Source organism: Anaeromyxobacter sp. Red801 (assembly GCF_049201065.2).
In the GTDB taxonomy this organism is placed as follows: Bacteria; Myxococcota; Myxococcia; order Myxococcales; family Anaeromyxobacteraceae; genus Anaeromyxobacter.
In genome coordinates this window covers 3,837,622-3,859,313 of sequence record NZ_CM181236.1, presented here as the reverse complement: position 1 = coordinate 3,859,313, position 21,692 = coordinate 3,837,622, and the positions used below count along the sequence as shown (strand labels likewise).

The 21,692-nt window shown below is 75.6% G+C and carries 16 protein-coding genes and 1 pseudogene; 6 read left to right on the top strand and 11 right to left on the bottom strand.

What is annotated here, in order from left to right; genetic code table 11:
* Positions 1-29 precede the first annotated feature (29 nt).
* The 5 genes from ftsE to ACOQFB_RS17740 all read left to right on the top strand — a co-directional run bounded on the left by ftsE (position 30) and on the right by ACOQFB_RS17740 (position 5,911).
* The gene (ftsE, locus tag ACOQFB_RS17760) at positions 30-734 is read left to right on the top strand and encodes a cell division ATP-binding protein FtsE (RefSeq protein WP_059439349.1); all 705 of its coding nucleotides are present in this window, start codon (positions 30-32) and stop codon (positions 732-734) included.
* 3 nt (positions 735-737) lie between these two features.
* Positions 738-1,622 (top strand): cell division protein FtsX, encoded by an 885-nt coding sequence (locus tag ACOQFB_RS17755; RefSeq protein WP_421608964.1) that lies wholly within the window; start codon positions 738-740, stop codon positions 1,620-1,622.
* 397 nt (positions 1,623-2,019) lie between these two features.
* Positions 2,020-2,751, top strand: coding sequence for a peptidoglycan DD-metalloendopeptidase family protein (locus tag ACOQFB_RS17750; RefSeq protein ID WP_494492302.1), 732 nt, complete (start codon positions 2,020-2,022; stop codon positions 2,749-2,751).
* A 22-nt stretch (positions 2,752-2,773) separates the two neighbouring features.
* On the top strand, positions 2,774-4,087 hold the full coding sequence (locus ACOQFB_RS17745) for a S41 family peptidase (RefSeq protein WP_421608962.1): 1,314 nt from the start codon (positions 2,774-2,776) through the stop codon (positions 4,085-4,087).
* A 318-nt stretch (positions 4,088-4,405) separates the two neighbouring features.
* Positions 4,406-5,911, top strand: a complete 1,506-nt coding sequence (locus ACOQFB_RS17740) for a cellulose synthase family protein (RefSeq protein WP_421608961.1) — start codon at positions 4,406-4,408, stop codon at positions 5,909-5,911.
* A 7-nt stretch (positions 5,912-5,918) separates the two neighbouring features.
* Here the strand turns inward: ACOQFB_RS17740 and ACOQFB_RS17735 are convergent, their stop codons facing one another.
* The 4 genes and pseudogenes from ACOQFB_RS17735 to smc all read right to left on the bottom strand — a co-directional run bounded on the left by ACOQFB_RS17735 (position 5,919) and on the right by smc (position 12,430).
* On the bottom strand, positions 5,919-6,458 hold the full coding sequence (locus tag ACOQFB_RS17735) for a GNAT family N-acetyltransferase (protein ID WP_059439342.1): 540 nt from the start codon (positions 6,456-6,458) through the stop codon (positions 5,919-5,921).
* Positions 6,459-6,551: 93 nt separating this feature from the next.
* Positions 6,552-7,247, bottom strand: coding sequence for an HAD family hydrolase (locus ACOQFB_RS17730; RefSeq protein WP_059439343.1), 696 nt, complete (start codon positions 7,245-7,247; stop codon positions 6,552-6,554).
* Entirely contained in the window at positions 7,244-8,668 is a 1,425-nt protein-coding gene (ftsY, locus tag ACOQFB_RS17725) for a signal recognition particle-docking protein FtsY (protein ID WP_421608960.1), read from the bottom strand. Before ftsY ends, ACOQFB_RS17730 begins: the two co-directional genes overlap by 4 nt.
* Before the next feature lie 163 nt (positions 8,669-8,831).
* A pseudogene (gene smc, locus ACOQFB_RS17720) lies at positions 8,832-12,430 on the bottom strand (chromosome segregation protein SMC).
* 199 nt (positions 12,431-12,629) lie between these two features.
* Between smc and ACOQFB_RS17715 the strand changes: the two are divergent.
* Positions 12,630-15,113: a methyl-accepting chemotaxis protein gene (locus ACOQFB_RS17715; RefSeq protein WP_059436898.1), complete on the top strand. Its 2,484-nt coding sequence runs from the start codon at positions 12,630-12,632 to the stop codon at positions 15,111-15,113.
* Positions 15,114-15,134: 21 nt separating this feature from the next.
* Here ACOQFB_RS17715 and gspN read toward each other — a convergent pair whose 3' ends face one another.
* The 7 genes from gspN to ACOQFB_RS17680 form a co-directional block, all read right to left on the bottom strand.
* Positions 15,135-16,148: a type II secretion system protein GspN gene (gene gspN / locus ACOQFB_RS17710; RefSeq protein ID WP_421608959.1), complete on the bottom strand. Its 1,014-nt coding sequence runs from the start codon at positions 16,146-16,148 to the stop codon at positions 15,135-15,137.
* Between the two features lie 3 nt (positions 16,149-16,151).
* A complete protein-coding gene (locus ACOQFB_RS17705; RefSeq protein WP_059436900.1) occupies positions 16,152-16,709 on the bottom strand; it encodes a type II secretion system protein M in 558 nt (185 codons plus the stop codon).
* A gap of 1 nt (position 16,710) precedes the next feature.
* Positions 16,711-18,348, bottom strand: a complete 1,638-nt coding sequence (pilM, locus tag ACOQFB_RS17700; RefSeq protein WP_421608958.1) for a pilus assembly protein PilM — start codon at positions 18,346-18,348, stop codon at positions 16,711-16,713.
* A 4-nt stretch (positions 18,349-18,352) separates the two neighbouring features.
* Positions 18,353-19,732 carry a hypothetical protein gene (locus tag ACOQFB_RS17695; protein WP_421608957.1) on the bottom strand — a complete coding sequence of 460 codons (1,380 nt, stop codon included), beginning with the start codon at positions 19,730-19,732 and terminating at the stop codon, positions 18,353-18,355.
* 68 nt (positions 19,733-19,800) lie between these two features.
* Positions 19,801-20,460, bottom strand: coding sequence for a PulJ/GspJ family protein (locus ACOQFB_RS17690; protein ID WP_421608956.1), 660 nt, complete (start codon positions 20,458-20,460; stop codon positions 19,801-19,803).
* Positions 20,457-21,083: a type IV pilus modification PilV family protein gene (locus ACOQFB_RS17685; protein ID WP_421608955.1), complete on the bottom strand. Its 627-nt coding sequence runs from the start codon at positions 21,081-21,083 to the stop codon at positions 20,457-20,459. Before ACOQFB_RS17685 ends, ACOQFB_RS17690 begins: the two co-directional genes overlap by 4 nt.
* Positions 21,080-21,691, bottom strand: a complete 612-nt coding sequence (locus ACOQFB_RS17680) for a type II secretion system protein (RefSeq protein WP_059436905.1) — start codon at positions 21,689-21,691, stop codon at positions 21,080-21,082. The genes ACOQFB_RS17685 and ACOQFB_RS17680 overlap by 4 nt, the downstream gene beginning before the upstream one ends.
* Between the last annotated feature and the right edge of the window lies 1 nt (position 21,692).

Genomic DNA, 21,692 nt, shown 5'->3' with positions numbered 1-21,692 from the left:
GCACTCCCCAGGCCGGCCCGGGAGCGTCCGTGATCCAGCTCTTCCACGTCACCAAGGAGTACCCGGGCGACGGGCCCGCGCTCCAGGACGTGACCCTCGAGGTGGACAAGGGCGAGTTCGTGTTCCTCACCGGCCCGTCGGGCGCGGGCAAGTCCACCCTGCTCAAGCTGGTGTTCTGCGACGAGGCGCCCACCAGCGGGCAGCTCCTGCTGTTCGGCAAGAACGTGGCGAAGATCGGCGCGCGCGCGGTCCCCTACCTGCGCCGCAACATCGGCGTGGTGTTCCAGGACTTCAAGCTCCTGCCGCAGCGGACCGTCGCCGAGAACGTGGCCCTGCCGCTGGAGGTGCAGGCCATGCCGGAGAAGGAGATCCGGCGCCGCGTGAAGCAGCTGCTCCGCTCGGTGGGCCTCGAGCACCGGGCCGAGAAGTTCCCGCCGTCGCTCTCCGGCGGCGAGCAGCAGCGGGTGGCGGTCGCGCGCGCGCTCGCGCCGGCGCCGGCGCTGCTGCTGGCCGACGAGCCCACCGGCAACCTCGACCCGGAGCGGACGCTCGAGGTGATGCAGCTGCTCGCCGACGCGAACGCGCGCGGCACGACCGTGCTGGTGGCGACGCACGACCGCTCGCTGCTCGAGCGCTACAAGCGGCGGGTGGTGCTGCTGGAGCGCGGGCGGCTCGTCTCCGACGGCGACTCGATCCGCCGCGCCCCGGGCGCCGGCGCGGGCGCGGGGAGCTGACCGGTGCCGCTCCGCCCCGTCTATTTCACGCGGCGCGCCGTCGAGGCGCTGGTGCGCGGGCCCTACGTGGCCATGGTGGGGACCGCGACCATCTTCGTGGCGCTGTTCTCGATCGGCCTGCTCGCCGCGGCCCTGGGCGGCGCCGAGCGGCTGCTGGCGGCCTGGGCCGGCGAGGTCCGCATCTCCGCGTACCTCGCGCCGGGCGCCGACCTCGCCGCGGTGCGCGAGGCGGCCGCGGCGGTCGCGCCCGGCCGCGCCATCACCGCGGTCACGGCGGCCGAGGCGCTGCGCGGGCTCGCCGCCGAGCTGGGAGAGCAGGGCCGCGTGCTGGAGGGCGTCGGGCCGGGCGTGCTGCCCGACGCGGTGGAGGTCTCGGCGCCCGGGATCTCGCTCGCCGAGGCGCGCGGGCTGGCCGGGCGGCTGCGGGCGCTCCCGGGGGTGGCCGAGGTGGACTACGGCACCGCCTGGCTGGAGAAGCTGGAGCGGTTCCTCGCCCGGGCGCGGGTCGCGGCGGTGGCGCTGTTCGCGGCGCTCGCGCTCGCCACCGCGGTGCTGGTCTCGAACACGCTCCGGCTGGCGGTGTTCGCGCGCCGGGACGAGATCGAGATCATGAAGCTGGTGGGCGCCACCGACGCGTTCGTGTCGGCGCCGTTCCTGATCGAGGGGGTGCTGCAGGGCCTGCTCGGCGGCGGGCTCGCGGTGGGGGCGCTGCTGGCGGTGCACGCGGCGCTGGCGCCCCGGCTGCGCGCGGCGGTGGAGGGGGCGCGCGCGCTCCGGCTCGGCGACGTGCTGCCGCCCGCGCTCCTCCTCGGCCTGCTCGCGGCCGGCGCCGCGGTGGGCCTGCTCGGCAGCGCGCTCTCGGTGGCGCGCACGCTGCGCCGCCTGTGAGGCCGAGCCGTGGTCCCCGCCGCGCCGCTCGGCCTCGCCCTGGCCCTCGCGCTCACCGCCGCCGGCGGCCCCCGCGCGCAGCTCGACGCGCTGGAGGCGCGGCGGCGCGCGGAGGAGGCCGCGGCGCGCATGCTGGCGCAGCAGGAGCGCTCGGTGCTCGACACGCTGGCCGAGTCGGAGGCGGCGCTCGCCGCGGCGGCCGCGGAGGCGCGCCGCGCCGAGGCGGCCCGCGCCGGGGCGGAGGCCGCGCTGGCGCAGGCGCGGGAGGAGGAGGCGGCGGCGCAGGCGCGCCTGCAGGCGCCTCGCCGAGCTGCGGCCGCGGCTGGCGGCGCGCGAGCGGCTCGGGCGCACCGGGGAGCTGCAGATCCTGCTCTCCAGCCGGTCGCTCGCGGACCTGGTGAAGCGCCGCTGGCTGATGGAGCGGATCCTCTCGCGCGACGTGGCGCTGCTCGCGGAGGCCGACGCGGCGCGCGACGCGCGCGAGCGTGCGCGCGCGGCGCGGCAGCTCGAGGCGGGGCGCCTCGCGGCCCTGGCGAAGGAGGCGGCGGAGCGGCGGGCGGACGCCGCCGAGCTGCGCGAGGAGCGCGAGACGCTGCTCGCGGCCCTGCGCACCGCCCGCGGGTTCCACGAGCGCGCCGCGGCCGAGGCCGCCGTGCAGCAGCGCAGGCTCGCCGAGTTCGTGGCGACGCTCCCGCCGCCGCGCAGCGGCGGCGCGCTGCCCGAGGGCTTCGCCGCGCGCCGGGGCCGGCTGCCGCTGCCCGTGGCGGGCCACGTGACCGTCGGCTTCGGCAAGGTGGTGAACCCGCGCTTCAACACGGTCACCGTGCAGAACGGGCTCGACATCGACGCGCCGGCGGGCGCGCCGGTCCGCGCGGTCGCGGCGGGGCGGGTGGTCCACGCCGGCTGGTTCAAGGGCTACGGCAACATCGTCATCGTGGACCACGGGGACGGCTTCCACACGCTGGTGGCCCACCTCGCCTCGATGCGCACCGCCATGGGCGAGGACGTGGCCGCGGGCGCCGTGCTGGGCACGGTCGGGGACACCGGCTCGCTGAAGGGGCCGTACCTGTACTTCGAGCTGCGCGAGAAGGGACGCCCGGTGGACCCGCGACCATGGCTCGCGCCCTGACGCCCCTGGTAGACTCGCCCCGATGATGCGCCGCCTCGCCCTCGTCGCCGCCCTGGCGATCGCGTTCTTCGCGGGCCTGGTCGCGGACCGGTCCGCCTCGGCGGCGCGCCGCGCCGCGTCCCGGCCCTACCGCGCCCTGGACGTGTTCGCCGACGTGCTCGGCCACGTGGAGAGCTCCTACCTCGAGCCGGTGGACGAGCGCGAGCTGGTCTACGGCGCCATCGACGGCATGATGGCGAGGCTCGACGCGCACTCGTCGTTCATGCGGCCCGAGGTGTTCGAGCAGCTCCGCGACGAGACCACCGGCGAGTTCGACGGGCTCGGCCTGGAGGTCGCGCTCGAGGACGGGGTGCTCACGGTGGTGTCGCCCATGGCCGAGTCCCCCGGCGAGCGCGCCGGCCTCCGCCCCGGCGACCGGATCCTGTCCATCGACGGGGCCTCCACCCGCGACCTGGGCCTCTCCGGATCGATCCGGCGCATGAAGGGCGCGCCCGGGTCCCAGGTGGTGCTGGAGGTCGACCGCGCCGGGTTCACGGCGCCGCAGCGGCTCACGCTGGTGCGCGAGCGCGTCCGCACCCAGAGCGTGGACCTGCGCGTGCTCGACGCCGGGCGCGGGTACCTGTACCTGCGGGTGAAGGCGTTCCAGGAGCGCACCGACCGCGCGCTCGCGAAGGCGCTCGCCGACGGGCGCGCCGCGCTGGGCGGCGAGATCCGCGGGCTGGTGCTCGACCTGCGCAACAACCCGGGCGGCCTGCTCGACCAGGCGGTGCGGGTGGCGGACGCGTTCCTCGCCGAGGGCATCATCGTCAGCACCGAGGGGCGCGACCGGCGCGAGGTGGAGGTGCAGCGCGCCCGGCCCAAGGGGACCGAGCCGGGGTACCCGATGATCGTGCTCGTGAACCGCGGCACCGCCAGCGCGAGCGAGATCGTGGCGGGCGCGCTCCAGGACAACGGGCGCGCGGTGGTGATGGGCACGCAGACCTACGGCAAGGGCTCCGTGCAGACCATCATCGAGCTGGAGGACGGCTCGGGGCTGAAGCTGACGGTGGCGCGGTACTACACGCCCCGGCACCGCTCCATCCAGGAGCTGGGCATCTCCCCGGACGTGGTCGTGGCGGAGACCGCCCCCGCGGCCCCGGCGCAGCCGCCGCCGGCGGAGCGCGACCTGAAGCGGCACCTCCGCAACGAGGCCGCGCCGGTGCCGGCCCCGATCCCGGCCGCGGCCGTGCCCGAGGACTTCCAGCTCCGCACCGCGCTCGACTACCTGCGCGCGACCGACGTCCTCCGGGGCGGCCCGGGCGCGCGGGGCACCGCGACCGCCCCGAAGCGGCAGTGAGCAAGGGGTAGGGACTCCACGCACCGTGTACGCTCGGTCCTCCGAGCCCAGGGTGGCAGCGGTGTCGCGGTCCGGGTCGGCGCTGCACGCAGGACGTGCACCCGCGCGCGGATCCACGGCTTTCGCGGGCCGCGCCGCGCGGGGCGGACGGATGTCGTTTTCCCGTGTCGGTGCGCACCTTTTCATGAATTGACTTCGCGGCTCGGAAGGCTATAGTCCGCGCCAATCCTTCCGGAGACGGAGGGGCGACGCCCTGGCCCGCAGATTGCGAATCGCGGCCCTCTCCGGAGGCGCCCACCGGCGCACACACACGTCAAGATGACTTCACTCGAGCTCTCGGTCGTCGTCGGGTACGCGCTGCTGCTCTGCATCCTCTCGGTCTACGGGTCGCATCGCTACGCGATGGCGTACCTGTACTACCGGCACAAGTACCGGCTCCCCACGCCGAAGGGCCGGTTCGAGCAGCTGCCGCGCGTCACCATCCAGCTCCCGATCTTCAACGAGATGTACGTGACGGAGCGGCTCATCGGCGCCGTCGCGAAGATCGATTACCCGCGCGAGCTCCTCGAGGTGCAGGTCCTCGACGACTCGACCGACGAGACGCAGGGCATCGCCCGCGCGTGCGTGGATCGCGTCCGGGCCGAGGGGCTCGACATCGTCTACATCCACCGCACCGACCGCAGCGGCTTCAAGGCGGGCGCGCTGGAGCACGGCCTGAAGACCGCCAAGGGCGAGTTCGTGGCGGTGTTCGACGCCGACTTCATCCCGGATCCGCAGTTCCTGCGGCGCACCGTGGACTTCTTCACCGACCCGAAGGTCGGCATGGTCCAGGCGCGCTGGGGCCACCTGAACCGCGGCTATTCGCTGCTCACCCAGGTGCAGGCCATCCTGCTCGACGGCCACTTCGTCATCGAGCACACCGCGCGCAACCGCTCCGGCCGCTTCTTCAACTTCAACGGCACCGCCGGGATCTGGCGGCGCGAGGCCATCGCCTCGGGCGGCGGCTGGCAGCACGACACGCTCACCGAGGACCTGGACCTCTCCTACCGCACGCAGCTGAAGGGCTGGCAGTTCGTCTACGTGCCGCAGATCGTCACCCCGGCCGAGCTGCCGGTGGAGATGAACGCGTTCAAGAGCCAGCAGCACCGCTGGGCGAAGGGCTCGATCCAGACCGCGCTCAAGGTCCTGCCGCGGCTGCTGGACGCGGACCTGCCCCGCGAGGTGAAGCGCGAGGCGGTGATGCACCTCACCGCGAACCTCGCCTACCTGCTGATGATCCCGCTCGCGATCCTGCTGCCCATCACCGTGGTGGTGCGCGTGTCGCACGGCTGGTACGAGGTGCTGTTCCTCGACATCCCGTTCTTCGCCGCCGCCACCTTCAGCGTGGTCGCGTTCTACGCGGCCAGCCAGCGCGAGCAGGGCCGCACCACCTGGCAGCAGCTCAAGTACCTGCCCATGGTGATGGCGATCGGCATCGGCCTCTCGGTGAACCAGGCGCGGGCGGTGGTCGAGGCGCTCATGGGGTACGAGACCGCCTTCACCCGCACGCCCAAGCACGGCGTGGCCTCGGCGGGCGAGTCGGTGACGCGCAAGCGCTACAAGGCGGCGGTCACGTTCCAGCCCATCGTCGAGCTGGCGCTCGCGGCCTACATGACCTACGGCGTGATGTACCTGATCGAGCGCGAGGTCTACTACTCGCTGCCGTTCCTGCTGCTGTTCCAGGTCGGCTTCGGCTACGTGGGCCTGGCCAGCGTCTACGAGGGCCTGCGCGGCCGCGTGGGGCGCTGGGTGCGCGTGCTCGCGCCGCAGCCCTCGCCGGAGTAGCGGCCCGCTAGGCCGGCTCGAGCGGCTTCTCGAACACCGCGATCCCGCGGTCGAGCCGGCCCACCTCGGCGAACCCGAGCCGCTCCCAGAACGCGCGCGCGCCCGGGTTCTCGTCGCCGACGGACAGGCGCAGCGCGCGGAAGCCGGCGCGCGCCAGCACGTGCTCGAGCGCGGCCGTGGTCTCCTTGCCGTACCCGAGCCCCTGGCACGCCTCGCGGAACAGCAGCAGGCCCACGTGCGCGGTGCCGGGCTCGGGGTGGTTCAGGTACAGGTCGAGGACCCCGACCGCCGGCCCTCCCGTGTGCGGGACGAGCGCGTAGACGCGGCGCTCCGGGTCCGCCTCGGCCTCCGCGAGCAGCCGCTCCGCCGCGTCCGCGCCGGCGGGTCCGCCCTCGGTGCGCACGAAGTAGTCCGGCGCGCCCTGGAAGCAGGACTGGATCTGCGCGGCGTGCGCGCGCGTCGCGGCGACCGCGCGGAGCCGCGGTCCGTCGAGCGGAGCGAGGTCATCGCCCGGGGCCGCACCCTGGGTTCCGTGCACCGGTGTCATGGGGACCTCCGTCGACGTGGTGCGTCGAGGGGACTGGCATAGCCCGGCGCGGAGCGGCGGGTCAAGGCGCGTCGAGGTCCGTCGCGGCGGGGATCAGCCCGCGAGCGCGCCGAGCGCGGCGGCGTCCTCGAGCGACGCGATCACCTGGTCGGCGCCGCTCGCGGCGAGCTCGTCGGCCGAGTAGCGGCCCGTCGCGACGGCCAGCACCGGGCAACCCACCAGGTGGGCCGCGGCGACGTCGCGGGGCGTGTCGCCCACCACCAGCGCCTCGGCGGGGTCGAGCGTCCGCCCGAGCCGCGCCGAGGCCCGCCGCACCGCGGCCGCGACCACGTGCTCGCGCGCCTCGCCGTCGGCCGCGAACCCGCAGATCGCGTCCGGGCCCCAGTCGAAGTAGGCGTCGAGGCCGCCCTGGGCGAGCTTCACCCGCGCCCCCTGCGCCACGTTGCCGGTGCACAGCCCCTGCGGCACGCGCCCGCGCAGCGCGCGGAGCGCCGCCTCCACGCCGGGGAGCACCTGGTAGCCCGGGTTGCGGATCTCCACCGCGAGGTGCTCGAGGTACCGCGCCAGCACGCCGTCGCAGGCGTCGTCGCTGAACGGGTGCGCGAGCAGCGCGAGCGCCTCGCGCACGATCAGCCGGTCGGTCATGCCGTCGAGCCGCAGGCCGGCGAGCGCGCCGTCGAGCGGGCCGCAGCGCTCGGCCAGCGCGCGCTCCAGGGCGCGCCGCCCGGCGCCGCCGCAGGACACCAGCGTGCCGTCCACGTCCCAGAGGATGACCGCCGCGCGCCTCACTCGAACAGCGCCTCCACGAACTCGCGCGGCGCGAACGGCTTCAGGTCGGCCACGCGCTCGCCCACGCCCACGTAGCGTACCGGGATGCGCAGCTCGTCGCAGATCCCGATCACGACGCCGCCCTTGGCGGTGCCGTCCAGCTTGGTGAGCGCGATGCCGGTGACGCCCAGCGCCTCGTGGAACTGCCGCGCCTGCGCGATGGCGTTCTGGCCGTTGGTGGCGTCGAGCACCAGCAGCACCTCGTGCGGCGCGCCGGCGGCGGCCTTGCCGATCACCCGCTTCACCTTCTTCAGCTCCTCCATGAGCGGCGTCTTGGTGTGGAGCCGCCCGGCGGTGTCGCAGAGCACCACGTCCACGCCCTCCTGCGCGCCCCGCTGCACCGCCTCGAAGCAGACCGCGGCCGGGTCGGCGCCCTCCTTGCCGCGGACGATGGGCGCCGAGACGCGCTCGGCCCAGACCTCGAGCTGCTCGCCGGCGGCGGCGCGGAACGTGTCGCCGGCCCCGAGGAGCACCTTGTGCCCGCCGCCCTGCAGCTTCGCCGCGAGCTTGCCGACGGTGGTGGTCTTGCCCGACCCGTTCACGCCCACCACCATCACCACCCACGGGCGCGCCTCGCCCACCGCGAGCGGCGCGGCCGCGCCGCCGGTGCCGGCCAGGTCGAGGATGCGCGCGATCTCCTCGCGCAGCGCCGCCTTCAGGCGCTCGGGATCCGACAGCTCCTTGCGGCGGACCTTCTCGCGGGCGGACTCGAGCAGCCGGGTCGCGGTCTTCACGCCGATGTCGGCGGTGAAGAGCACCTCCTCCAGGTCGGCGAGGACGGAGTCGTCCACCACCTTGCCGCCGGCGAACAGCGCGTTCAGCCGCGCCATGAAGCCGCCGCGGGTCTTCTCCAGCCCCGCCGCGAGCGTCTTGCCCGCCTCGGCCTCGGCGCGCCGCCGCGCCTCCTCCTCGGCGCGGCGCCGGGCCTCCTCGGCCTCGCGGGCCTGCCGCTCCGCCTCCTCGCGCGCGCGCCGCTCCTCCTCGGCGCGCTCCTCGGCGCGGCGCTCCTTCTCGAGCCGCTCCGCCTCCTTCTTGCGGCGGTACTCCTCCTTGCGGCGCGCCTCCAGCGCCTCGCGGTCTTCCGCGGCCGGGGCCGGCGCGGCGGGGCCGGCTGCGGGCGCGGGGGGCGGGGCAGGGGGCGCGACGGGCGGCGGGGCCTCGCGGCGGGTCCGGCGGAGCGCCTCGGCGGCGTCCTCCTCGGTGGCGCCGCGCGCGAGCCGCTCGGGCGGCGGGGCGGCCGGCGGGGCCGCGCGCGGCGGCGCCTCGGGCGCGGCGCGCTTCTTCCGGGCGAGCCGCAGCGCGGCCACCACCACGAGGAGGAGCACGGCGGCGACGATCGCGACGGCGGCGGCGTCGTTCGCGGTGAGTGCGAGCGGGATCACGGCGGGCGGGCTCCGGGCGAGGAAAATGCTGCGGGAGCCCGAGCATATAGGGCCCCCGGCGCGCGGGTGTCAATTCGGTCCGGGCGTGCTCCGAACCGGCTCTCGCCTGAACGACCGCGTGAGCCGCGACACCGGAGGTGATCGCGGATCACGAGATCGTCGTTCAGGCCGCCGCGGCCTCGCGGGTGCGCTCGGACAGCCGCACCGAGACCAGCTTCGAGACGCCCGGCTCCTCCATGGTCACCCCGTAGAGCTGTCCACCATCTCCATGGTCCGCTTGTTGTGGGTGATCAGGATGAACTGCGAGTTCTTCGACATCTCCTTCACCATCTCGTTGTAGCGGCCCACGTTCGCGTCGTCGAGCGGCGCGTCGACCTCGTCCAGCAGGCAGAACGGGGTGGGCTTGATGAGGAAGATGGCGAAGATGAGGGAGACCGCGGTGAGCGCCTTCTCGCCGCCGGAGAGCAGGTTGACGCTCTGGAGCTTCTTGCCGGGCGGCTGCGCGAAGATCTCCACGCCCTGCTCTCCGTCGCCCTCCGCGGCGGTGAGCACCAGGCCGGCGCGCCCGCCCGCGAACAGGCGCGGGAACACCTGCTGGAACTTCTCGTTCACCCGGTCGAACGTCTCCTGGAAGCGCTCGCGGCTGGCGCGGTTGATCTTGACGATGGCCGCCTTGAGGTCGGCGAGCGATCGCTCCAGGTCGGCGCGCTGCTCGCTCATGAACGCGTGCCGGCTGGACAGCTCGTCGTACTCCTCGATGGCGGTCAGGTTGATGGCGCCCATCCGCTCGGCCTGGGCCTTGAGGTCGTCCAGCCGCTCGCGCTCGGCGTCCCCCGGCGGCTTCTCCAGGTGGAAGCGGGCCACCTCCCAGCGCAGCTCGGCCTGGCAGCGCTCGCGGGTCTGCTCCTCGAGGTGCGAGAGCTCCAGCGCGTGCTCGCGCGCGGTGAGCGCCGCCTCGTTGCAGGCCTGCCGCACCGTCTCGGCCCGGCCGCGCAGCTCGCGCGCCTCGGCCTCGCGGCCGCGCGACGCGGCCACCAGCGCCTCGTGCGCCGCGCGCGCGCGCGCCAGCTCCTCGCGGATCGCGGCCAGGTCCTGGCCCAGCCGGCCCAGGTCCACCCGCGTGCCCTCCAGCCGGCCGCGCAGCTCGGCCGCGCGCGCGTTCGCCTCGGAGAGCGCCGCGAACAGCCGGCCGCGCCGCTCGTCCACCTCGCGCCGGGCGTCGTCGATCCGCTTCAGGGCGGAGCCGATGCCCTCGCGCCGCTCGGCGTCGGCGGCGGCCTTCACCTTCAGGTTCATCAGCTCGGCCGAGAGCACGTCGCCGCGGGCGCGGGTGTGCTCCAGCGCCGCCACCGCCTCGCGGGCCCGCTCCTCGGCGCGCCCCTGCTCGGCCTCGGCGGTGGCCGCCGCGACCCGGTGCTCCTCCTCCTCGCGCACCAGCCCAGCGACCGCCTCCTCCAGCTGCTTCCGCTCCGCCTCGAGCTGCCCGGTGCGGTCGCCGACGCGCTCCAGCTCGGAGCCCACGCGGGCGAGGTCCTTCTCCTCCTCGACCAGCGCCAGCTCCTTCTCGCGCCCGTCCTTGTCGAGCGACTTCAGCGCCGCCTCGAGCTGGAGCAGCCGCGCCTGCAGGGTGCGGTGCCGCTCCTGCGCCAGCGAGAACTCGGCCTCGAAGCCGCGGACCGTCTCCTCCAGCTCCTGCACCTCGCGCCGCCGCTGCAGCGCGCCGTGCCCCTCGCCCTCCAGCGGGCCGCCGGTGACGACGCCGTACGGGTCGAGCACCTCGCCGTCGAGCGTGACCAGCGTCCGCTTCACCGCGCTCTGCTGCCAGATCTCCAGCGCGGAGGGGAGGTCGCGCACGATGATCGCGTCGCCGAGGAGGAAGCGGGCCACCTTCTCGTACGAGGGGTCGAACGTCACCACGTCCAGGCAGACCGCCACGAAGCCGGGCTGGCTCCGGTCGGCGTCGGTGGGATCGCTCGCGCCCGCCTCGCGCAGGCGGGCCATGGGGATGAGCGAGGCGCGCCCCTCGGCCGCCGTCTTCAGGTAGTCGATGGCCTCGACGCCCTGGGAGTGGCTCTCCACGATGACGTACTGGAGCCGCTCGCCGAGCACCGCCTCGATGGCGTTCTCGTACTCCTCCGGCGCGGACACCACGTCCGCCACCAGCCCGAAGATGCCGTGGTCGCGCGCCTCGTCCTGGCCGGCCCGGGTCATCAGGCTGCGCACGCCGCGGCCGTAGCCCTCGTAGTTGCGGACGATCTCGAGGAGGCTCTGCAGGCGCGAGCGCTTCTCGGCCAGCTCCTCGCGCAGCGTGATGAGCTTCGCCTCGTTCTGGATGAACTCGGCGCGGGTGCGCTCGAGCAGCTCCTCCTGCGCGCCGCGCTGCTCGTCGAGCCGGAGCTTCAGCTGGCGGGTGTGGCCCAGCTTCTCCACGTGGCGCGCGCGCGCCTCGTCGAGCTGGCCGGCGCGCTTCGCCAGGTCGTCGGCCTCGGCCCGGTTGCGCTCGATGCGGCCGCGCAGGTCGAGGCGCTGGCGCTCGATCTGCGCGAGCTGGCTGCGGTGCGAGGTGGCCTCGGAGAGCGCGGCGGCGGCGGCGGCGCGCGACCGGTCGGCCTCTGCCTGCAGCGCGCCCTGCTCGCGGCCCGCCTCGCGCAGCGCGGCCTCGGCCTCGCCCAGGCGGCCCTCGTCGGTGGTGACCAGCGACTGCAGGTCGTCGCGCTGCCGGAGCAGCGTCTCCCGCTCGGCGGCGAGCGCCTCGGCCTGGTCCTTCAGCGCCTCCACCTCGGCCGCCTGCGCGCGGGTGCGCTCGGCGATCTGGTCGAGCTCGCGGGCCGCCGCCTCCACCGAGACCTCGGAGACGCGCGCGGCGCTCTCCAGCGCGTGCTCGCGGGTGCCCAGGTCGGCGAGGCGCGCCTCGCTCTCGCCGGTGAGCGCGCGGTCCTGCTCGAGCGCGCCGTCCAGCTCGGCGAGCCGGGCGGTCAGCTCGGCCTCCTCCGCCTTCAGCGTCGCCTGCCGCTCCTCGGCGGCGCGGCGGGTGGCGGTCAGCTCCAGGTAGCGGGCGGCGGCGGTGCGCAGCTCGAGCTCGCGGATCTGCCCGCGCAGCGCCTTGTACTTCTCCGCCTTGCGCGCCTGCCGGTTGAGCGACTCGAGCTGCTTGCCCAGCTCCTGCACGATGTCGGCGACGCGCAGCAGGTTCTGCTGCGTGGCCTCCATCTTCCGCTCGGCCGCCTCGCGGCGCTTCTTGTACTTCGTGATGCCGGCCGCCTCCTCGATGATGGCGCGCCGGTCCTCGGGGCGGGCGGAGACGATCTGGCCGATGCGCCCCTGCTCGATGATCGAGTAGGCGGTGCGCCCGACGCCGGAGCCGAAGAAGATGTCGTTCACGTCCAGCAGGCGGGCCTGGACGCCGTTCACCAGGTACTCGGACTCGCCGGTGCGGAACAGCCGGCGGCCGACCGTGATCTCCCCGAACCCCTGGTACTGCGGCGGCAGCTCGCTGGGGCGGTCGTTGACGAAGGTGAGCATCACCTCCGCCATGGAGAGCGGGGGCTTCGACTCCGACCCGTTGAAGATCACGTCCTCCATGGAGCGGCCGCGCAGGTGGCGCGCGGACTGCTCGCCGAGGACCCACCGGATCGAGTCGGCCACGTTGGACTTGCCGCAGCCGTTCGGGCCCACGACGCCGGTCACCCCGTCGTCGAACGCGACGACCGTCTTGTCCATGAAGGACTTGAACCCGACGATGTCCAGGCGGCGGATGCGCATGGCGAAACGCGATATCACGACCCCATGGGCGAGTTCAAGCGAAGCCCTTGATCAATGGGGGGTTTTCACCGACCGCCGGGTCGGGTCCCGGGCGCCGCCGCCGGTTTCCCATGGGGAAACGCGACGTTGCGTTGCCTGACGTGTATGGCCGCGCGGGGGCAGCGCCGGCGCGCGCGCCCGGGATAGACTCCCGGGCCACATGCGCTTCGGCTGGCGGCTGGTCCGGAACGTCGCGTCGATGATCCTCCTCGGCACGGCGGTGGGGTGGTGGGTGACGCAGGCGTTCCCGCTCGCCACGCCCGAGCGCGAGGCGCTGCGCCTCGCGCTGGTCGCGAGCCTGGCGCTGGAGTGGGTCGCCGCGGGCGGGGCGGTCTGGATGCTCTCGCGCCCGCTGCGCGCCGCGGACGACGCGCACCGCCGCGCCGGCGCCATCCCGACGCCGCTCGCGCTGCGCGCCGCCGCCACCGGGCACCGGCTCCCGGCCTACACGGCCGCGGTGGTGCTCGCCGCCGGCGTCCTCGCCACGGTGGTGCTCACCGCCATGGCCCGCGCGCGCGGCGTCCCGCTCGACGTCGGGCTGGCCGGCGCCGCGGTGGGCTTCGCCAGCGCGTCGCTCGCGGCGATGCTCTGCTACGCGCTCGCCGGCACCGCCGCCGGCGAGGTGTTCGAGCGGCTCGGCCCGGACGCCGAGGTGGCCGTCCAGGGCACGGTGCGCGGGAAGATCCTGATCCTGGCGCTCGGGCTCATCACCATCTGCGTGCTGCTCTTCGCGGCCACCGGCTACGTCCGCTACCGCGGCGACATCGACCGCGAGTACGTCGCCACCGCCGCCCACGCGCAGGAGAGCGCGGTGGCCTCCGGCGCGGCCTCGACCGACGCGGAGCTCGCCGAGCACCTCTGGCTCGTGACGGGCACGCCCTCGGCCGTGCTCAGCCCCGGCGGCGCGGTGGTGGCGCGCTTCGGCGCGGGCCGCGTCCCGTTCGAGGGGGCGGCCACGGCGGCCGCGGGCGCGCTGCGGGTCGAGGGCGGCTGGCTCGTGTCGCGCGCCACCGCCTCGGGCGGCCGCGTGGTCTCCTGGCTCCCGGAGGAGCCGGTGCGCGCGCGGCGGCGCGCGTTCTGGGGCGCGCTCTCCGTCAGCGCGCTGGTGGTCTACGCGGCCACCGCGCTGCTCGCCTGGCTCGCCGCGAGCGCCATCACGCTCCCGTTCCGCACGCTCGGCCGCGCCGCGGACCGCATCGCCTCGGGCGACCTCGCCGCCAGCCCGCCCTCGGTCTCGCGCGACGAGATGGGCCAGCTCGCCGCCGACTTCCGGCGCATGGCGCAGGGGCTGAAGGCGCTGGTGGTGGACGTCCAGTCGGCGAGCGAGGGCGTCTCGGCGGGCGCGCGCGAGGCCGGCGCCATCGGCGAGCGGGTGCGGGCCGGCGCGCTCGACCAGCACGCCGGGGCGGTGGCGGCGCAGGGCGCGGTGGAGGCGATGGAGGGCTCGATCGCGCTGGTGGCGCGCGGGGTCGGCGGCCTGTCGGAGTACGTCTCCGCGACCACGCAGCAGGTGGGCGAGATGGCGTCCGGGCTGGACGAGGTGCGGCGCAAGGGGGCCGAGCTGGAGCGCGCCATGGCCGTCGCGCTCCGGGACGTGGAGTCGCTGGCGCACGCGGGCCGCGACGCCGACGCGACGCTGGCCGAGCTGGAGCAGCACGCCGGCAACGCCGCCGGGACGCTCTCCGCGGTGCGGTCGTCCATCGGGACGCTGGAGCGCGCCGCCGAGGAGAGCGAGCGGACCGCCGGCATGGTGGCGGACGTGGCCGAGCGGGCCGGCGGGGTGGTGGAGGAGACGGTGCACGGGATCGAGGCGCTGCGCGCGGCGGTGGCCGACGCGCACCGCCGCGTGGCCGTGCTGGGCCGGCGCTCCGACGACATCGACCAGGTGGTGGACTTCATCTCCGAGGTGGCCGGGCGCACCAGCCTGCTCTCGCTCAACGCGTCCATCATCGCCTCGCAGGCGGGCGAGCACGGCAAGGGCTTCGCGGTGGTGGCCGAGCAGATCCGCGAGCTGGCGGCGCAGATCGCCCGCTCGACCACCTCCATCGGCGACATCGTCCGCGCGGTGCGCGACGACGTGGAGGGCACCGCCGCGCTCATCGACCGCGGCGACGCGCTCGCGGGCGAGGGCGTGAAGCTGGCCCGCAACTCGCTCGAGGCGCTCGGCGAGATCCGCCGCTCCACCGCGCAGGGGCGCGAGACCGCCGCGGCGATCCGGGCGGCGGTCGGCTCGCACGCGCAGTCCACGCACGAGGTCTCGCTGCTGGTGGAGTCGGTGGCGGACGGCTCTCGCGCGGTCGCGGCCGCGGTGCAGCTCGTCGGCCGCAGCGCGGCCGGCGTGAACACCGCCTCGCGGACCGTGAACGCGATGGCCGATCAGGTGGCGCGCGCGCTGGAGGACCAGTCCACGCGCGGACGGCAGCAGCTGGAGAGCCTGGGGCGGGTGGAGCGCATGCTCGCGGAGATCGGGCGCGCGGTGGAGCGCCACAACGCGGCCACGCGCCGGGTGCGCGAGGGGCTGCGGACGCTCTCGCAGACGGCCGGCGAGCACGAGCGCGCCGTCGAGGGGCTGTCCGGCCTCGCCGAGCGCCTCGGGTCCCGCTCGCGCGCGCTGGCGGAGCGGGTGGGGCGGTTCAAGGTCTAGGGGGCGGACGGTCCCGCCCCGCTACTCCTCGTCCCCGCCGCCCATGGCCGGCCGGCCCTGCCCGGGCGTCAGCACGATGCGCGGGTGGCCGAGCGTCCCGACCACCTGGAGCCGGTAGGCGCCGTCCGGCGTGCGCGCCGAGGCGAGCGCGGCCTCCACGATGGGCCGCAGGCCGGCGGTGGCGCTCGCGCTCCAGAAGGCGGGCTGGATGCGCACCGTCGCCTTGCCGAACACCGCCGCGTGCTCGAGCCGCGGCCCGAGGGTCACGGCCAGCCCGTCGGTGGCGAGCTCCACGTCGCCGCCCTTCGCCTCGAGCCGCTCCACCGCCGCCTTGCCGCCCTCCAGCCTCACGCTGGCGGCGATCTCGCCCAGGCCGACGCGCGGGAGGCGCAGCCCGGTGGCCATGCCGGGGATGGGCAGCTGGCCCCCGGCCACGCCGGCGCGGGCCACCGCCAGCTCCATGTGGCCGGTGGGCCGGCCCGCCGGCGCCTCCGGCACGGTGACGTCCACCGAGCCGGACACCGAGCCCTGCAGGTCCATGCCGGTGGCGACCTTCAGCGGGACGGCGCGGGCCAGGTCGAGCCCCTGGAGCGCCAGGACGGTGCGCCGCTCGGCGCCGTTGAGCGCCGTGCTGCCGCGCACGCGCCCCTCGTAGACCAGCGCGTCCACGTCCATCACCTGCCGGCCGAGCAGCAGCGGCAGCAGCTGGAGCGAGGCGCTCACCCGGTCGATGGCGAGCTGGTGCGAGGCGTGGTCCTCGAGCCGCACCCCCTCGGCCGTCACGCCCAGCAGGCCGCCCGGGCCGATGTCGTCGGCCTCGAACTGCCAGCCGCGGGCGCCCGCCTCGAGGATGAGCCGCTCGCGGACCGCCTCCGAGGGGAACGTCCCGCGGAGCGCCACCGCGAACGCGAGCAGCGCGAACGCGGCGTAGCCGGCGCGCGGGCGCCACACGTTCCAGTCCACCCGCGACATGCCCGGGAGGCGCGCAAGCCACGGCATGGAGGGGAGCCGGATCCGTCCGAGGTCGAGCTTCATCGGTCAGGCCTTGAGCTGGTAGGTGGAGACCACCACGGTCGCGTCCACGAGCGCGGGGTCGTCGGTGCGCGTGGTGACGCGGACCCGGCGCACCTTCACCACGCCGGGGCCGCGCTCGAGGGTCTGCATCAGCCGGGCGAGCCGGCCCAGGTCCACGCGCGCGATGCTGACCTCCACCGCCTCCTCGCGCAGGCCCTCGAGGTCGCCCGCCGTGGTGGTGGGGCGGAGGTCGGTGACCTCGATGCCGAGCGCCGTGCCGGCCTGGGAGATGTGGCTGAGCAGCTGCACCGGCGGCCCCTTCAGCCGCGACTCGATGGCCTGCCGCTCCGCCTGGCGGCGCCGGTAGCCCTCCGCCAGCTTGCCCACCTGCGAGAGGACCTTGGTCTTGTCCTCGATGCGCGCCTCGCGCGCGGAGATGCCGCGGCTGATGGACAGCGAGACCAGCCAGATCGCGAACAGCGCCACGCCGAGCGCCGCGACCGTGACGAGCACCCGCTCGCGCGGCGCGAGCTTCGCCATCCAGGCCGCCACGTCCGAGCGCAGCTTGCGGAGGAAGTCCATCTCAGCCCCTCTCGCCCGCGTCGCGCGGGCCGGACTCGAGGCAGGTCAGCCCGGAGTCGATGGAGAACTCGAACTTGCCGTCGGACGCGCGCTTGCGGGCGCTGCCGGAGCGGGCGTCGCCGAAGCAGCGCGAGCCGCGCAGCCCCTCGACGACCTTGTCCACGCTCTCGGCGCCGTCGGTGGTGCCCTCCAGGTGCAGCTTGTCGCGGGTGATCTCGATCCGGTCGAACCGCACCGGGACCTCCGCCGGCACCTTGTCGGCCAGCTCGGCCAGCACGTCCACGGCCGAGACCCGCGGCAGCGCCGCCGCCGCACTGCCGCGCCCGCGCAGGATGGCCTGCGCCTCCTCGAAGTTCGGGTAGCAGCGGCCCAGGATCTTCTGCTCCGCGTCGCAGAGCGCCCGATCGAGCGACGCCTCCTGGCGCGAGAGCGCGAACACCTTCACCCCGGCGCTCACCACGGCCAGCACCAGGATGGCCGCCGCGTACAGGCCGAGCCGCGCCAGCTTGCCCTTGAGGTGCTCGAAGTCGCGGGTGTACGCGAGCTCGCCGCGGCGCAGGTTCAGGCGCGGCGCGCGCGCGCCCTGGTGGCCGCGCAGCGCGAGCGCGAGCGCGAGCGCCAGCCCGGGGGCGCGGTCGGCGGGGACGGCGCCCGCGGCCGGGCCGGCCAGCGCGAGCGGCCCCACCGGGCCGTCCACGTCCGCCGCGAGCAGCTCCGGGAGCCCCGGCAGCGCGGCCAGCTCGCCCGCCAGCGAGAGGCGCTCGAGGCGCCGCGGCCCCACCCGCGCCTGCCAGGCGCGCACCGTGGCGCGCACCTCGCGCACGAGCGGCTGCAGCGCGGCGGAGAGCGCCGCCGCCGCCCGCGGGTCGCGCGCCCTGGCCGCCAGCTCCGGGGGCGGCGGGGGGCCGCCCAGCTCGCCGGCGAGGAGCGCGCCCGCGTCGGCCTCGGGGATCGCGAGCGCCCGCGCCAGCGCGCGGACCAGGTGCGCGCCGCCGAACGCGAACGTCCGGGCCGCCTCGCACGCGCCCGCCACGGTGATGCACAGGCTGGTGCGCTCGGCGCCGACGTCGAGCACGCCCTCCGCCGGCGCGGGTCCCTCCGGCGGCGCCGCGGCGAGCGGCGCCACCGCCCCGCCCGCCAGCAGCGCCGCGTAGGCGGGGCCGGCGGGGATCACCGCGCGCGGGTCGAGGCCGCCGTGGCCGAGCGCCGCCAGCAGCGCGCCCAGCTCCTCCTTGCGCACCACGCCCACCAGCAGGTCGGTCTTGCCGTCGCGCACGCCGAGCGGCTGCCAGTCCCAGGCGACCGACGCGAGGTCGAACGGGATCTGCCCCTCCACCTCGAACCCGATGGTCTGCTCGATGCGGCGCGCGTCGGTGAACGGGAGCGTCACCACGTTCGAGGAGACGGCCGAGCCGGGGAACGCCACCACCGACTCGTCCACCCGCCACCCGCGCTCCTCCAGCAGCTGGTGGACGGCGGCCGCCTGCCGCGCCAGCAGCGGCGGCGCGTCGTCGCCCTCCGCGCGGGGGACGGGCGCGCTGGCGGCGCCGAGGACGGCGTAGCCGCGGTAGGTGCTCTCGAGGAGCACGGCCTTCACCGCGTGCGCGCCCAGGTCGAGGCCGAGGATGTGCTGGGCCATGTCTCTACTCCTCGCGCCAGTGGATGAGGCGGCCGGAGGAGATCCCGGCCTGGCCCTGGAGCGCGGTGATGAGGGGGTTGCCGGCGGCGGGCGTCCCGGCCGCCGGCGCCGTCCCGGCGGTCCCCGCGAGCGGGGCCGTGCCGGCCGGCTGGTTCTGGTTCGGGTCGAAGGTGACCACCGCGTCGATGGTCTTGCTGACCGCGCCGGCGTTGCCGAACGCGCGGATGCGGAACGCCGCCGAGCGGTCGGTGAACGGCGACTTCGGGTTCTGCGTCAGGTAGTCGGCGCGCACGGGCACGCCCAGCGCCGCGACCACCGCCGCGAACTGCGGGGGCGTGAGCGCCATCAGGCCGCCCATGCGCACGTCGGAGAGCGCGCGCTGCAGCTTCTGCGGGAAGGCGGGGTCGAGCAGGAGCGGCTGCGCCGCCGGGTCGGCCATCATCCACGCGATCCGCATCTGCTCCGACGCGTCCGAGGTGTTCACGTTGATCCTCGCCTCGCGCGGCAGGTAGACGGTGAGCCGGTCGCCGAAGGCGGCCAGGAACGCGTCGCTCACGCCCGCGACCAGGCTCAGCTCGGCGAGCGAGTCGAAGCGGGCGTTCTTGGCGCGGTAGCGGTCGCGGCCGTGGTCGTAGGGCCGGTTCTCGTCGGAGAAGCCCTTCTCGAACGGGTTCGCGGGGACGACGAACGTGCACCCGTCGCCGCCCGGGTAGCTCACCGCGAGCGCGGAGCCGGCCTCGTCGTCGTCCACCCAGTCGCGCAGGTGCAGGAGGAGGTCGTTGCGGGTCCAGCGCTGCCCGTCCGCGTCCTCGCGGTCGAACAGCGGATCCCAGCGCGCGTCGCAGACGAGCCGGAGGATCGCCTCGACCTGCGGGCCGAGCAGCCCGCTGGTCTGGAGCGCGTCCAGCTGCACGTTCACCTTGCGCCCCTCGTCCTCGATCTTCGACGCGAACCCGCCCTCGAAGTCGCCGAAGCGGGCCTGCGGCGGCGCGCCCTCCGCGGCCGCCTGCGCCGCCGGGCCGGCCTCGCCGAACAGCGCCTGCACCAGGCCCGAGCTGACCGGGACCAGCTCCCAGATCTGCGGGCGCGGACAGGCTCCCCCCGCCGCCTGACCGCCGGCGCCGGCGGTCCCGGTCGCGCCCGTCCCGGTCGCCGTGCCGCCGCCGGCGCCGCCGGCGAGCGCGCCGAACGCCTGGCAGGCCGCGCCGCTGGCCTGGTCGATCTGCTGCTGGAACGCGAGCACCAGGCGCGAGAAGGACACGGCGCTCTTCGCGAGGTAGGTGGCGCGGAGCTCGTCGCGGCCGTTCACCGCGATCTGCAGCCGGACGCGGGTCTCGTAGGCGAGGTCCACCGAGAGCGCGGTGAGGATCGCGAGCGACACCATCACGACGAGGAGCGCGGCGCCGCGGGGGCGCCGGCGAGCGGGTCGCGGGCTCGGGCGGAGGGCGCGCATCAGAAGTCCAGCGGCCGCGTCAACGCGACCCGCGCCTCGGTGGAGAACCGCTCGGTGCGGCCGTCGGCGAGCTTCACCTCGAGCTCGAAGCGGACGCGCGCGGGCAGCTCGTTCGCGCGCTCCACCGAGCGGGTGTTCCACTCGCGCACCCAGTCCTTCTTCTTCGCGTCCCAGTACTGGACCCGGAACCCGGTGACGTGGTCGGCGACGATGTCCTTGCGCCCCTCGCGCTCGGGCTCCTCGTCCACGCGCCCTTTCTCGCGCCGGAACAGCGCCTGCTCCCCGCCGCCCGGGGTCGACTCCAGGGTGTACTCCACCACCGATTGGTCGGACTCGCGCGCGTCGCGGAGCAGCCGCCGGTGCGCCTGCGTCGTGAACAGCAGCGTGTCCTCGCGCCCGCGGAACAGGGTGGGGCGCTCGCGCAGCCGGTTCTTGTCGTAGTGCTCGGACAGGAACGCCATCGAGGTCTCGCGCGCCAGGCGCGTGAGCGCGAGGCGCGCCGCCGCGTAGCGATCGCCCTGGGAGCGGGCGATCTCCTGCGCGCGATCCACCTGGTGGAACGCGCCGAGCGTCATCGCCCCCACCGCGGCGGTGATCGCCATCGCGATCAGCACCTCGAGGAGCGTGAACCCGCCCGCGGCGGCGCGCCGCCCGCTCACGTGCCCGGCTCCGTCGGCGCGAGCACCACCAGGTGCGTCACCACCGTGAAGGAGTCCTGCCGCGCGCCCTCGGGCCACGAGACGGTGAGGCGCACCTCGCGCACCGCCTTCTTGATCTGCTCGCCCATGGCGGTGAGCTGCGCGTTCAGCGTGCCCGCCACCGCGGCGGTGCCCGGCGTGACCGTCTGCGGGCCGCCGCCCTGCGCGTCCTTCCCGCCGCCCGCCCCGCCGAGCAGGGCCGAGAGGTCGCCGCCCTCGCTGCCGGTGAGCAGCTGCAGGATGCGCTCCGGGCCGAGCTCCACGCGCGGGCGGAGCACCTCCAGCTTCCAGCGCACCTCCGGGTGCCCCTCGCGCTCGAAGGAGCCGTCGTCCTCCTCGTCGAAGTCGCGGAACCCCTTGCGCTCGTACGCCTCCTCCAGCTCCACCATCTTCCCGCGCGCGAGCAGGGTGGCCACGTCCAGCCGCCCGGCGCGGGCGTGGTTGCGGAGCGCGCCGCCCACCACGTCGGACAGCGCCATCAGCCCCATGGCGAGGATCGCGAGCGCGACCATCACCTCGAGGAGCGTGAAGCCGCGGGCGCGGCGATCGGCCCGGCTCCCCCGGCGCGCGGCGGCGGGCGTCACTCGGCCACCTCCACCTTGCCCGGCACCACGCGCGAGCGGCCGGTGAACGGCTCGGTGACCACGGTGTAGACGTTGGACCGGTCCACCACCGGGACCCAGGCGCGCTGCGCCTGGCCGCCCGGGAAGAAGTACACGTAGGCCAGCCCCTGCTCGATCGCGTCGCGCCGCCCCTCCACGTGGACGGGCCCGAACCCGGTGGAGCCGGGCAGCTTGCGCTCGCCGACGAGGCGGTCCTCGAACTTGCCGAACGTGCTGCGCGCGAGCAGGCGCCGGATCTCCTCGTCCTTCTCGTCCGGGAAGCGCTTCGCCAGCGCCGCGTCGTCCTGCGGCCGCGCGGGGTCCGAGATGCCCACCGCCCCGGGCGCGCACTCCGCCCACCACGAGCGCTGCCCCAGGTCGAGCGCGATCCGGCAGGTGGCGTTCCGCAGCGCGGCCGTGTCGTACAGGTAGCGCATCGCCCCGGACAGCTCGCCCGCCGCCTTGCGCGCGTTCGCGCCGGTGGCCGACTCCGCCGCGGGCACGACCATCGCCGCGAGCAGGCCGATCACGCCGATCACGATCAGCAGCTCGATGAGGGTGAACCCTCGCTGGCGGCGGCGTCGGCCCAAG

Coding starts and splice junctions, on each gene's coding strand:
- ACOQFB_RS17745 (WP_421608962.1), top strand. CDS start 2,774: ATGATGCGCCGCCTCGCCCTCGTCGCCGCCCTGGCGATCGCGTTCTTC.
- ACOQFB_RS17740 (WP_421608961.1), top strand. CDS start 4,406: ATGACTTCACTCGAGCTCTCGGTCGTCGTCGGGTACGCGCTGCTGCTC.
- ACOQFB_RS17735 (WP_059439342.1), bottom strand. CDS start 6,458: ATGACACCGGTGCACGGAACCCAGGGTGCGGCCCCGGGCGATGACCTC.
- ACOQFB_RS17715 (WP_059436898.1), top strand. CDS start 12,630: ATGCGCTTCGGCTGGCGGCTGGTCCGGAACGTCGCGTCGATGATCCTC.
- gspN (WP_421608959.1), bottom strand. CDS start 16,148: ATGAAGCTCGACCTCGGACGGATCCGGCTCCCCTCCATGCCGTGGCTT.
- ACOQFB_RS17705 (WP_059436900.1), bottom strand. CDS start 16,709: ATGGACTTCCTCCGCAAGCTGCGCTCGGACGTGGCGGCCTGGATGGCG.
- pilM (WP_421608958.1), bottom strand. CDS start 18,348: ATGGCCCAGCACATCCTCGGCCTCGACCTGGGCGCGCACGCGGTGAAG.
- ACOQFB_RS17695 (WP_421608957.1), bottom strand. CDS start 19,732: ATGGTGTCGCTCGCGATCCTCACCGCGCTCTCGGTGGACCTCGCCTAC.